Origin of the sequence: Actinomadura montaniterrae (genome assembly GCF_008923365.1) — a bacterium.
Taxonomy (GTDB): domain Bacteria; phylum Actinomycetota; class Actinomycetes; order Streptosporangiales; family Streptosporangiaceae; genus Spirillospora; species Spirillospora montaniterrae.
The window spans coordinates 1-11,005 of the sequence record NZ_WBMR01000281.1 but is presented as its reverse complement, the minus strand read 5'-3'; the positions used below and the strand labels follow the sequence as shown (position 1 = coordinate 11,005).

Below are 11,005 nucleotides of genomic sequence, written 5' to 3'. Positions count from 1 at the left end.
CGCGCCACGGCGGCCCCGGACGGGGGCACGCGGGCGCGCGGGCGGCCGAGTCGGCGGGCGCGGCCCGCTCTTGGCAGCAAAACGAGAACCTGTTCTACTTACCGGTGTGACAAGTGCCGCGCAAGTCCATCCGATCCAGGGGCACGAGGTCGCGCTTCCGGTGCAGATCCGGGACGCCGCCGTCGCCTCGGCCATGTTCGCCGTCCCGGCCGCCGCAGCGCAGGCCGTCATCGCCTACTCCGGCCTCGAGATCGCCGAGCCCATGGCGGGCCGCGCGATCTGCTCGCTGGCGTTCGTCCGCTACGCCGACGGCGACCTCGGGCCGTACCACGAGTTCGCGGTCGCGTTCCTGGTGCGCCCGCCCGGGACGCCGCCGCCGTCCGGCGGGCTCGGGCGGCTGCGCGGCATGCGGGACGTGGGGGCGTTCATCCACTGGCTCCCCGTCAACCAGGAGTTCACGCTGGAGTGCGGGCGCAGCATCTGGGGCTTCCCCAAGGAGCTCGCCGACATCCCGATGGACCTCGCCGGGCGCGTCAAGCGGTGCGCCGTGCAGTTCGGCGGACGCACCGCCGTCGAGGTGGCCGTACGGCCGGGCCCGCCGATGCCGGGCGGCGCCGGCGCGCCCAAGGTGGACGCGTACTCGTGCCTGGACGGCGTCACCCGCCGGACGCCGTGGACGCTCACACCGTCCGACGTCCGGATGCGGCCGGGCGGCGCGAAGGTGGTCCTGGGCGACCACCCGGTGGCCGAGGAACTGCGGGCCCTGGGCCTGGACCGGGCGCGCGCGCTGAGCAGCACTACGGTCGGGCACCTGTCGATGACGTTCGATCCGGCCGAGGAGGTTCACTCGTGAGGCGGACGGCACTGGTCGCCGGCGCGGCCCGCGGCATCGGCGCGCTCGCGGCACGGCGGCTCGCCGCGGCGGCGTGGGACGTCGTCGCCGTCGACACCGACGAGGTCGGCCTCGCGGCCACCGCCCTGCGCTCCTCGAACACCCACGTCCGGGCCTTCGACATCACCGACCCCAAGGACGTCGCGGGCGTCCTGGGCGTGACCGGGGCCGTACACCGGCTCGTCATCGCCCCGCCCCTCACCGCGCCGGAACCGTCGCTGGACGAGGTGATGCGGCACGCGTTCCTCGGCCCCGCCGGCCTCGTGCACGCGGCGCTGCCCGGGATGCTGGAGCGCGGCGCGGGCGAGGTCATCGTCATCTCCCCGTCCGGCGCGTCCCCGGCGACGGCCGCCGCTGCCGCCGCGGCCCGCGCCTTCGTCGAGGCCCTCGCCGCCGAGCAGCGCGGGCGCGGCGTCGCGTTCCGCTGCGCGAGCCCGCACGCCGGGGTCCCCGACCGGCTCGTCCTCGACGAGATCGACCGGTCCCTCGCGCGCCCCGGCGAGGTGTACGTGGCGCCCGGCGGAGCGCCCGGGCCGCTGCGCCTCGCGCTCCGCCGTCCGCGCCGGGCCCGGGCGTCCGCGCCGCCGCGCTGAACGTCGGAGGGACCGCATAGGCTTGTCTCTTTCGCCCCTTAGGGCGCCGGGGTCGTCCCGGCGAGCCGAGCGCGAGGAGCAGCCTGCATGTCGTCCCAGGTCAACGGGCGGCCGACCGGAGACGGCGGCACGGTCAAGGACCGTGAGATCGCCGCCGAGCAGCGGTACGTCGACATCGCCTACGCGCGGCTGGAGGAGATGCGCGCGGACGCCCAGGCGATGATCCGCGAGGGCTACCGGCAATCGCTCGCGGGCACGAAGGGCTCCCTGGTGGACCGGGACGCGATGGTCCACCAGGCCGCCCTGCGCGCCCAGGCCCTCGACGTCGCCGACGACGGCCTCGTGTTCGGCCGGCTCGACCTCGCCCCCGGCGAGAAGCCGGCCGGCGAGGTCCGCTACGTCGGCCGGATCGGCGTGCGCACCAGCGAGCACGACTCCCTGGTCATCGACTGGCGCGCGCCCGCCGCCGAGGACTTCTACCGCGCCACCCCGGAGGACCCGCGCGGCGTCGTCCGCCGCCGCGTCCTGCACTCGCGCGGCCACACCGTCGTCGACCTCGAGGACGACCTCCTCGACCCCGACGCCGCCGACGGCATGACGATCGTCGGCGACGGCGCGTTCCTCGCCTCCCTCGCCCGCGCCCGCGAGGGCGCGATGCGCGACATCGTCGCGACGATCCAGCGCGAGCAGGACGAGGTGATCCGCGCGCCCGCCGACGGCACCGTCCTGGTCCGCGGCGCCCCCGGCACCGGTAAGACGGCGGTCGCCCTGCACCGCGTCGCCTACCTGCTGTTCCGGCACCGCCGCCGGTTCGGGTCGCGCGGCGTGCTGGTCGTCGGCCCGAACCGCCGCTTCACCGCCTACATCGAGCGGGTGCTGCCGTCCCTCGGCGAGGGCTCGGCGACGCTGCGCTCCCTCGGCGACCTCGTCGACGGCGCCACCGCGACCGTCCACGACACGCCCGCGCTCGCCGCGCTGAAGGGGGCGGAGACGATGGCGGCCGTGCTGCGCCGCGCCGTCGCCGACCACGCCCCCGGCGCGCCCGACGAGCTGCGCGTGGTGTTCAAGGGCGTCGTCGTCTCCCTCGACCGGCGGGTCCTCGACCGCGTCCGCAACGACGTGCACCGGCGCAGCCGCGGGAGCGTGAACGCGGCCCGCCGGCAGGTCGCCGAGATGCTGCTGGACGCGCTGTGGCAGCGGTTCACCGACCTCGGCGGGCCGGAGGCCGCGCGGGAGGCGGAGGGCGCCGAGGCCGGCCTGTGGAACGCGATCCTCGCCGCCGACGGCCTGGCCTCCCTCGACGACGAGCCCGGCGGCCGCCCGGCGGGCAGCGGCACGCCCCGCGAGCAGTTCGACGCCCGGGTCCGCGAGCAGCGCGAGTTCGCCGACTTCCTGGTGGCGTTCTGGCCGATCCGCCGCCCCGCCGACGTGCTCCGCTCGCTCGGCGACCCGGCCCGGCTGCGCCGCGCCGCGGGCCGCGAGCTGGACCGCGACGACGTCGCCCGGCTCGCCTCCTCGTGGGCCGGCGGCGCGCCGTTCAGCTACCAGGACGTCGCGCTGATCGACGAGATCGACGCGCTGCTCGGCTCGCCGCCCCGCCCGTCGCGCCGCCGCGCGTCCGCCGCCGCGGACGACCCGTTCGTCGTCGACGGCGTCAACATCCTCACCGGCGAGGAGGTCGCGGAGGACGACTGGGAGCCGGACATGCAGGAGCTCACCACGTCGATGGAGCGGCTCGAACGGTCCCGCCGCGTCGACGACGGCGTGGTGGAGGAGCGTCCCGAGTACGCGCACATCGTCGTGGACGAGGCGCAGGACCTGTCGCCGATGCAGTGGCGGATGCTCGGCCGCCGCGGCCGCCAGGCCAGCTGGACGGTCGTCGAGGACCCGGCGCAGAGCGCATGGGAGGACCTCCCCGCCGCCCGCGCCGCCATGGAGGCGGCGCTCAGCGGGGAGCGCCCGTCGTCGCGGAACCGCCGCCGCAAGCCCGCGCCGCGCCGCACCCGGCACGAGTACGAGCTGACGACGAACTACCGCAACTCCACCGAGATCGCCGCAGTGTCCGCGCGGGTGCTGGCGCGCGCGCTGCCGGAGGCGCGCCCGGCCCGCGCCGTCCGCTCGTCGGGGATCGCGCCGGTCGTCCGCGTCCTGCCCGAGTCCGGGCTCGCCGCCGCGGCCCGGGAGGCCGCCGAGGAGCTGCTCGCGCAGGTCGAGGGGACGATCGGCGTCATCGTCCCGTTCCACCCGGCCGAGGCGCACGACGAGGGCACGATCCCGCTCCCGCACGAGATCGCGTCGGCGCGGTGGGACGCCGCCGCCCGCGAGCGCCTCGCCGCCGGGCTGCCCGACCGCGTCCAGGTCCTCGACGTCCTGGAGGCGAAGGGCCTGGAGTTCGACGCCGCCGTGATCGCCGCGCCGGAGACGGTCGCCGCGCAGTCCCCCAACGGGCTCCGCGTGCTCTACGTCGCCGTCTCCCGGGCCACGCAGCACCTGGTCGTCCTGACGTCGGAGCCGGAGTGGGAGGGCATCCTCCTGTCCGGCTGACACGGCACGGCACGGCTGACACGGCACGGCACGGCAGGAACGGCGACGGCCCGGGCCGCGCAGGCCCAGGCCGTCGCCGTGCCGGTCAGTTCTCCAGCGCGGCGAACGCGCCGGGCTCGTACGAACCGCCCTTGGTGTGGAGCGTCACGCCGAGCCGGTTCGCCGCGTTGATCATCGCGACGAGGTAGACGAGCGCGGCGATCTGGTCGTCGTCGTAGTGCTCGCGCACCCGCGCCCACGTCGCGTCGGACACGCCCGGGTGGGCGTCGGCGAGCCGGGTGCCCTCCTCGGTGAACGCCAGCGCGGCGCGCTCGGCCTCGGTGAACACCGTGGACTCGTGCCAGGCCGCGACCAGGGCGAGCCGGACGGCGGTCTCGCCCGCGGCCGCGGCGTCCTTGCTGTGGACGTCCACGCAGTAGCCGCAGCCGTTGATCTGGCTGGCGCGCAGCATCGCCAGGTTCTGCACGGTCCGGGGCAGCGACGACTGCTGGATCGCCAGGCTGACGTTGAAGAACCGCTTGCCGATCTTGGCGCCGAGCTCGTTGGCCATCAGGTCGAATCGGGCTTCCATGTCTTCTCCTCCATAGCAGGGCTCCGTGGCGGAGCCGCGGGCCGCGCGGTCCGTCTGCGCGGCGTCCTGATGCCATGGAGATGCCGGTGCCCCGGTCCCTGTGACGGCGCGGCCCTGTGACGTACGCCACCGGCCACGGGTGTCACAGGGCGGCGGCGGGCGGCATCTCATGCGCGTGGCAGCCTTGAGGACGAGCGGACAGGAGCCGGCGATGAACGAGCCAGGGCACCCGACGAACACACCGGCGGACCCGGTGAGCCCGCCTGCGGACGCACCGGCGGACGCGCCCGGCCGCGCCGACGCCGCCACCGAGGCGTTCGTGACCCACCGCAACCTGCTGTTCACCGTCGCCTACGAGATGCTCGGCTCCGCCGCCGACGCGGAGGACGTGCTGCAGGAGACCTGGTTGCGCTGGACCGGCGTCGACCTCGGCACCGTCCGGGACCGGCGCGCCTACCTCGTCCGGATCACCACCCGCCAGGCGCTCGGCCGGCTCCGCACGCTCCGCCGCCGCAAGGAGTCCTACGTCGGCCCCTGGCTGCCCGAGCCGCTGCTGACCGCCCCCGACGTCGCCGACGACGTCGAGCTGGCCGACAGCCTCTCGATGGCGATGCTGCTGGTGCTGGAGACGCTCGCGCCGACCGAACGCGCCGTGTTCGTGCTGCGCGAGGTGTTCGACCTGCCCTACGACGAGATCGCCGAAGCGGTCGGTAAGAACCCCGCCACCGTCCGCCAGATCGTCCACCGGGCCCGGGCGCACGTGGCCGCGCGGCGGCCGCGCGGCGCCGTCTCCCCGGACGAGACCCGCAGCGCGCTGGAGGCGTTCAAGCAGGCGATCGAGACCGGCGATCTCCAGGGGCTCTTCGACGTCCTCTCCCCCGACGTCGTGTTCCTGGGCGACGGCGGCGGGCTCGCGCAGGCCGCGCTGGAGCCCATCACGGGAGCCGACCGGGTCGCGCCCCTCGCCGCGGGCCTGAACCGGTTCGGCGCGGCGGCGTCGCTGCGTCCCGCCCACGTCAACGGCTACCCGGGGCTGGTGTTCCGGCTCGACGGCGAGATCGACACCGTCATCGCGGTCCGCGTCGACGACGGCCTCATCACCGGCCTCTACGCCGTCCGCAACCCCGAGAAGCTCTCGCGCATGACGCAGGAGACCCCCGTCCTCCGCTGAGTCGTGGCGTGTCGCCGTCCTCCCGGCCGCCCTGAGGGCGACATGCCGCGGCCCGGCGCCGGCGGCGGGCGGTGAGCGGGGCGCGCGGGGGTGCGGGCGCGGTTAGGCTGGCGCTGCCAGCCCGACCCCCGCCGGAATGGAGTTTGATGAGCGGCCGGAACCCCGCCCCCCGCCGCAGCTACGGCGGCCGCTCCGCCGAGGAGCGCCGCGCCGACCGTCGGGAACGGCTGCTCGGCGCCGGCCTCGAACTGTTCGGGACCCGCGGCTACGCGGCGACCTCCATCGAGCGGCTCTGCGCCACCGCCAGCGTGTCCACCCGCAACTTCTACGAGGAGTTCTCCGGACGCGAGGAACTGCTCACCGCCCTGCACCGCGGCATCAACGAGCGTGCCCGCGCCGCCCTCGACACCGCCTACGCCGGCGCCGCCGGGGAGCCGCTGCCCGCCCGCGTCGAGCGCGCCGTCCGCGCCTTCGTCACCGTCACCGCCAGCGACCCGCGCTGGGCGCGCATCGCGTTCGTCGAGGTCATCGGGGTCAGCGCCGGCCTCGAACGGCACCGGCTCCAGTGGCGCGCGCACTGGGAGGAGACGATGCTCGCGATGATCAGGGAGGCGGTGGAGCGCGGCGAGGCCGCCGACCGCGACTACCGCCTCACCGTCATCGCGATCATCGGGGCGGTGAACAACCTCGTCCACCACTGGTCCGCCCGCGACCAGACCATCCCCCTGGACGACATCACCCGGGAGCTGACCCACCTCATCCTGTCGGCGGTCAGATGATCGGCGGGCGGCCCGTCCGCGTCATGCGCCACGCGGTGCGGTAGGAGATCGGGCGGCGGGGGCCCGCCGGCTTCCGCCAGCCCTCCACGAAGCCCCTGAACCAGGGCTTCAGCGCGCTCGGCTTGCGCTCGCGCAGCAGGGTCATGCCGACCCACACCGCGAGGTAGGTGAACGCCAGCGGCCACGGCAGGTTCCGGCGGGCCAGCCACACCCGGTTCCGGGCGTTGTACCGGTAGAACATGTCGTGCCGCGTCGGCAGGACGGCCGGGTGGAACATCACCGCGGACGCGTCGTACACGATGTGGTAGCCCGCGTTGAGGATCTGCCACGCGAGGTCGGTCTCCTCGTGGGCGTAGAAGAAGTCCTCCGGCAGGCCGCCGCCCGCGTCGAACGCGGCGCGGCGGATCGCGCAGGCGCCGCCGAGGAACGTCGTGGCCTCCGACGAGCGCTCCGGGTCGCCGGCGCGCAGCCGCGGGACGTGCCGCCGCTCGCCGCGCCCGCCCTCCGGGTCGCGGACCCGGAACGACACGACGCCGAGCCCCGGGTCGGCGGCGAACCGGTCCCGCAGGTAGGTGCCGAGGCGGGTGGAGCGGTACCAGCCGTCGTCGTCGAGGAACAGCACCACGTCGCCGCACGACGCCTCGACGCCCCGGTTGCGGCCCGCCGGGATGCCGACGTTCTTCGGCAGGCTGATCGTCTTGACCCGCTCGTCGTCGAACGGCGGGACGCCCGCGCGGTCGCCCACCGGGTCGACGCCGTTGCCGACGAGGACGACCTCGACGTCCGCGTGCTCCTGCTCCAGTGCGCTGCGCACGGCGCGGGCCAGCTCGTCCGGGCGGTTGCCCATGGTGAGGACGACGACGCTGAGTTTCACTTCAGTCTCCGGGAGGCCAGGATGCTGACCAGGTGCAGCAGGGTCTGCACGACCGCGACGAGCGCGACGGCGACCATCAGCACGCGGATCGCGACGGGGGCGTCCGCACCGGTCAGGGTGTCGATCAGGGCGGCGGCCAGGATCAGCAGCGACAGCTCGACGGCGCCGATGATGCGGTGGAAGCGCAGCATCGACGCGGCCTGCCGGGCCAGCGCGATCCCGGTGGAGCGGGGCCGCAGCGCCCGGTCGCCGCCGGACGGGTCGGCGGGCAGCCCGGACTTGGCGCGGGCCACCACGACGTTGTCGGTCTCGGCCTTGATCAGCGCGGCGCCGAGCGCGGCGACGAGCCCGAGCTCGGCCCAGCCGCCGTTCCTCCAGCCGCCCTGGGCGGCGAAGCCGAGCCCGATGAGCAGCGAGATCTCCGACAGGTAGTGGCCGATGCGGTCGAGGAAGACCCCCGCCACCGACGTCTGCCGCAGGTAGCGGGCGACCTCGCCGTCCACGCAGTCGAGCAGCAGGTAGACCTGGATGAGCAGGGCGCCGCCGAGGGCCGTCCACAGCGCGCCCGTGCCGGACGCGGGCAGCGACACCACGACCCCGGCGACGATGCCGCTCAGCATCATCAGGTAGGTGAGCTGGTTCGGGCTGAACCCGAGCCGCAGCGCGATCCACCCGAAGTACGGGGACAGGTCGCGCATGTAGAGCCGGCCCGCCCAGTGCTCCTCGTTGCGCCGGTCCTTCAGGCCGGGCGGCTGCCCGTACCGGCGGATGTCGGCGACCCGCGCCGCGTTGCGCGGCGGGCGGTGGTCGCCCGGGTCCGGGGAACCGGGGCCGGCCGCGGGGGGTCCGGGGAGCTCAGCCTCCATGGGCCTGGACATACTCTTCCACCGCCTTGAGCGTCTCGCCCTTGTCGAGGCCGAGGTGTTCCAAGATCGTATAGCGGCCGGGCCGGGTGCGCGGGGCGTACAGCACGGCCTCCGCGAACTGCTCCTCGGTCAGGCCGACGTCGGCCGGGAACCGGGGCAGCCCGTGCCGGCCGAGGCAGGCGAGGATCTCCGCGAGCCGCTCCCCGGCGGTGTCGCCGGCGCCCGCGCCGCCGCCGTCGAGCCGGGTGGCGCGCAGGTGGTAGCAGAACGCCGCGCCGATCCCCGCCAGCTCCCCGTGGTTCGCGGTGCCCGGGTAGAGCTGGTCGATGGCGTGCAGGATCTCGTGGTCGCCGCCGCTCGCCGGGCGGGAGTCGCCCGCGAACGACATCGCCATCCCGGACAGCACCAGGCCCTCCGCGAGGACGGTGAGGAACCGGTCGGACTCGATGGAGCCCGGCTGGTGCAGCAGCGCCTCGGCGGCGGTGCGGGCGACGGTCAGCGCCATCCGGTCGACGCGCTCGCCGCACTCGTCGGCGGCGAGGAGCCAGTCGTCCACCGCGGAGAAGTTGCTGACCACGTCGCCGATCCCGGCGCGGACGAGCCGGTCGGGCGCGGTGTGCACGTAGTCGAGGTCGACGACCATCGCCAGCGGCATCACGACGCCGAACGAGCCCTTGCCCTTGTCGTGCTCCAGGGACGCGACCGGGGAGCAGATCCCGTCGTGGGAGAGGTTCGTGGCGACCGACACCATCGGGATGCCCGACAGCGTCGCCGCGTACTTCGTCGCGTCGATCGTCCGGCCGCCGCCGATCCCGACGACGGCCTCGAACGTCCCGCCGCGCAGCCGGCCGGCGAGGCCGACGGCCGCGTCGACGGTGCCGCCCTCGACCTGGAACACCTCGCAGGCCGACAGGGACGGGCGGACGTGCTCGGCGATGTGGTCGCCCTGGCCTTGGCCGACGGCGATGGCCACCCGTCCCTCGGTGGCGATCCGCTTGTCGGCGAGCAGCTCGCCGAGGGCGGCGACGGCGCCGCGCCGCACGTCGATGGAGAGCGGCGCGTTCAGCATCCGCGTCAGCAGGGGCATGGGCCTCCTCGCTCGGGGTCGTCCCGCGTGTGGCGCCGGCGGCCTCAGTAGGTCTTGGCGATCCGGCGGGCCTTCTCCAGGTCGTCGTGGTTGTCCACCTCGACCCAGTCGACCGCGCCGATCGGCGCGACCGCGATGCGGCCGCCCCGGTTCACCAGCTCCTGGTAGCCGTCCTCGTAGTACTGGTCGGGGTTCGCCTCCCAGGTCGCCTTGAGGGCGTCGGCGAGGGGCTCCGCGGCGGCGGGCTCGATCAGGGTCGCGCCGATGTACTCGCCGTAGGCGGTGGACGGGTCCATCAGCTTGGTGATCGTCTTCAGGTGCTCGCCCTCGTCGAGGATGACCTTCATCTCCTCGTCGGCGAGTGTTTTCACGTTGTCCACGGCGAGGAGGATGTCCGGTCCGCGGTGGGCCAGTAGCGTCTTCTCGACGCTCACCGGATGGACCGTGTCGCCGTTGACCATGAGGACGCCCTTGGAGAAGTGCTCCCGAGCCAGCCACATGGAGTAGGCGTTGTTCCACTCCTCGGCCTTGTCGTTGTGGACCAGCGTGATCGACACGCCGTACCTCTCCTCGAGGGCGGCCTTGCGCTCCTCGACGGCGCCCGCGCAGTAGCCGACGACGATGACCACGTCGGTCAGGCCGACCTCGGCGAGGTTGCCGAGCGCGATGTCCAGGATGGTGGTGTCGCCGTCCACCGGGACCAGGGCCTTGGGGAGGGTATCGGTGTACGGCCGCAGCCTCCGGCCCGCGCCCGCCGCCAGCACCATGCCGATCATGCCTTCTCTTCCTCCCAGTCGACCATCACACCGCCGCCGCGACCGGACCGCGCCCACATGGCGACGCCCTCGCTGCCGAACAGCACACCAAGGTAGGCGGCCAGCGCAGCGTACGCGATCGGAAGGAGCCCGCAGAGGCCCGCGAGGGCCACACAGAGCATCCGCCCCTCCCAGCCGAGACCGGCGCGGAGGGCGAGCCCCCACGGCCGGACTCCCTGGCGGGAGCGGTACGCGGCGTCGCAGTGGTGGAGCGCGAGGACGGCCGCCAGCACGTAGACGAGCGGTGCCGACACTCCCTGCGCAAACCCCAGTACGGCGAGGTAACCATACTCGATCGCGCGGATTATGGGCGGTACGAGCCAGTCCAGCCGTCCGACGTGCGGGTGACCTGCGGAAGGACCGGCCAGCAGGATCACCACGATCGGGGCGAGGAACGCGGGCGCCGGCGGGCCGTGCGTGCCGGCCGCGAGCAGCAGCGCGGTGACGCCCGCCGCGGCGGTGACGGCGGGCAGCGGCGGGAGCCTGCCGCGCGCCGTCCGGCCGAGCACGAGGCACACCGGGCCGTCGTCGCGGTGGTCCCCGACCTGGACGGCGGCGTTCACCGGTCCGCCGATCCCGGCGCGGGCGCGGCCGGCGCGAACGAGCCGCGGGCGTGCCCGGCGAGGACGAACGCGGCCGCCGCCGAGCCCCACACGAGCAGGACCGCGAAGGTGACGCGGGCGCCCGCGAGCGCGGCGGTGACGGCGATCAGCGCGAACCGCTCGCCGGCCGGGAGCGCCAGCGCCCGCACCGCGCGGCGCGCGACCTCGTTGCGGATGCGGCCCTGCCGCGGGCGCCGGCCGTACCGGGACG

The 11,005-nt window shown here is 74.8% G+C and carries 11 protein-coding genes and 1 pseudogene; 5 read left to right on the top strand and 7 right to left on the bottom strand.

From position 1 onward, the window contains the following. The first annotated feature begins 106 nt into the window (after nt 1–106). The 3 genes from F9B16_RS45305 (at nt 107) to F9B16_RS45295 (ending at nt 4,029) form a co-directional block, all read left to right on the top strand. On the top strand, nt 107–853 hold the full coding sequence (locus F9B16_RS45305; protein ID WP_225992515.1) for an acetoacetate decarboxylase family protein: 747 nt from the start codon (nt 107–109) through the stop codon (nt 851–853). Further along, on the top strand, nt 850–1,485 hold the full coding sequence (locus F9B16_RS45300; RefSeq protein WP_151546458.1) for an SDR family NAD(P)-dependent oxidoreductase: 636 nt from the start codon (nt 850–852) through the stop codon (nt 1,483–1,485). Before F9B16_RS45305 ends, F9B16_RS45300 begins: the two co-directional genes overlap by 4 nt. 87 nt (nt 1,486–1,572) lie before the next feature. Continuing rightward, nucleotides 1,573–4,029, top strand: coding sequence for a HelD family protein (locus F9B16_RS45295; RefSeq protein WP_151546457.1), 2,457 nt, complete (start codon nt 1,573–1,575; stop codon nt 4,027–4,029). Nucleotides 4,030–4,114: 85 nt separating this feature from the next. On the opposite strand, the gene F9B16_RS45290 is transcribed toward F9B16_RS45295, so the two are convergent. Further along, nucleotides 4,115–4,600 (bottom strand): carboxymuconolactone decarboxylase family protein, encoded by a 486-nt coding sequence (locus F9B16_RS45290; RefSeq protein WP_151546456.1) that lies wholly within the window; start codon nt 4,598–4,600, stop codon nt 4,115–4,117. Nucleotides 4,601–4,811: 211 nt separating this feature from the next. Between F9B16_RS45290 and F9B16_RS45285 the strand changes: the two genes are divergently transcribed. Continuing rightward, complete coding sequence (locus F9B16_RS45285; RefSeq protein WP_151546455.1) at nt 4,812–5,771, top strand: RNA polymerase sigma-70 factor; 960 nt, start codon at nt 4,812–4,814, stop codon at nt 5,769–5,771. Nucleotides 5,772–5,917: 146 nt separating this feature from the next. Next, on the top strand, nt 5,918–6,550 hold the full coding sequence (locus tag F9B16_RS45280; RefSeq protein ID WP_151546454.1) for a TetR/AcrR family transcriptional regulator: 633 nt from the start codon (nt 5,918–5,920) through the stop codon (nt 6,548–6,550). Here F9B16_RS45280 and F9B16_RS45275 read toward each other — a convergent pair. The 6 genes and pseudogenes from F9B16_RS45275 to F9B16_RS53775 all read right to left on the bottom strand — a co-directional run. Next, entirely contained in the window at nt 6,543–7,397 is an 855-nt protein-coding gene (locus F9B16_RS45275; RefSeq protein ID WP_151546460.1) for a glycosyltransferase family 2 protein, read from the bottom strand. The genes F9B16_RS45280 and F9B16_RS45275 overlap by 8 nt on opposite strands. 23 nt (nt 7,398–7,420) lie before the next feature. Beyond that, nucleotides 7,421–8,290 (bottom strand): CDP-alcohol phosphatidyltransferase family protein, encoded by an 870-nt coding sequence (locus tag F9B16_RS45270; protein ID WP_225992513.1) that lies wholly within the window; start codon nt 8,288–8,290, stop codon nt 7,421–7,423. Continuing rightward, nucleotides 8,280–9,359, bottom strand: a complete 1,080-nt coding sequence (locus F9B16_RS45265; protein WP_192809320.1) for an iron-containing alcohol dehydrogenase family protein — start codon at nt 9,357–9,359, stop codon at nt 8,280–8,282. Before F9B16_RS45265 ends, F9B16_RS45270 begins: the two co-directional genes overlap by 11 nt. 62 nt (nt 9,360–9,421) lie before the next feature. Beyond that, a complete protein-coding gene (locus F9B16_RS45260) occupies nt 9,422–10,153 on the bottom strand; it encodes a phosphocholine cytidylyltransferase family protein (RefSeq protein ID WP_151546451.1) in 732 nt (243 codons plus the stop codon). After that, nucleotides 10,150–10,755 (bottom strand): DUF5941 domain-containing protein, encoded by a 606-nt coding sequence (locus F9B16_RS45255; RefSeq protein WP_264159862.1) that lies wholly within the window; start codon nt 10,753–10,755, stop codon nt 10,150–10,152. The genes F9B16_RS45260 and F9B16_RS45255 overlap by 4 nt, the downstream gene beginning before the upstream one ends. After that, a pseudogene (locus tag F9B16_RS53775) lies at nt 10,752–11,005 on the bottom strand (DUF5941 domain-containing protein); the annotation flags it as partial. The pseudogene F9B16_RS53775 and the gene F9B16_RS45255, both read right to left, overlap by 4 nt.